The sequence below is a fragment of the Pseudomonas sp. 51_B genome (assembly GCF_017491595.1).
In the GTDB taxonomy this organism is placed as follows: domain Bacteria; phylum Pseudomonadota; class Gammaproteobacteria; order Pseudomonadales; family Pseudomonadaceae; genus Aquipseudomonas; species Aquipseudomonas promysalinigenes.
Genome location: NZ_JAFGYW010000137.1, coordinates 1 through 550, shown reverse-complemented (window position 1 = coordinate 550; position 550 = coordinate 1). Strand labels below are relative to the sequence as shown.

At 60.4% G+C, this 550-nt stretch carries 1 protein-coding gene; it reads left to right on the top strand.

The features are described 5' to 3' along the window. Positions 1–550, top strand: a 550-nt coding sequence (locus J5M56_RS24030; protein WP_207937944.1) for a calcium-binding protein, incomplete at both ends; no start/stop codon positions are given.

The following is a 550-nucleotide window of genomic DNA, read 5'->3' as shown; positions in this document are numbered from 1 at the left end:
GTGCCGATACCATGATCGGTGGCGACGGCGTCGATACTTACTATGTCGACAATGTCGGCGACCAGGTCATCGAAACCGACGCCTCGCTGACCGCGCTTGACCGGGTGTTCTCTTCCATCGACTACACCCTCGGCGCCAACGTCGAGAACCTGATCCTGACCGGCACAGCCAACCTCAACGGCACCGGCAACTCGGTCAACAACCGCATGACCGGCAACGACGGCAACAACGTCCTTGACGGCGGTCTGGGTGCCGACACCCTGATCGGCGGTCTGGGCAATGACACTTACATCGTCGACAACCTCGGCGATACCGTGACCGAAACCAGCACCCTGATCAGCGAAATCGACACCGTGCGCTCTTCGGTGGATTTTACGCTGGGCGCCAACCTGGAAAACCTGCTGCTGACTGGCAGCGCGATCAATGGCACCGGCAACAGCCTGAACAACGTGCTTACGGGTAATAGCGCAAACAACACCCTTAATGGCGGAGCCGGTGACGACACCCTTGATGGCGGCCTCGGTGCCGACACCATGATCGGTGGCGACGG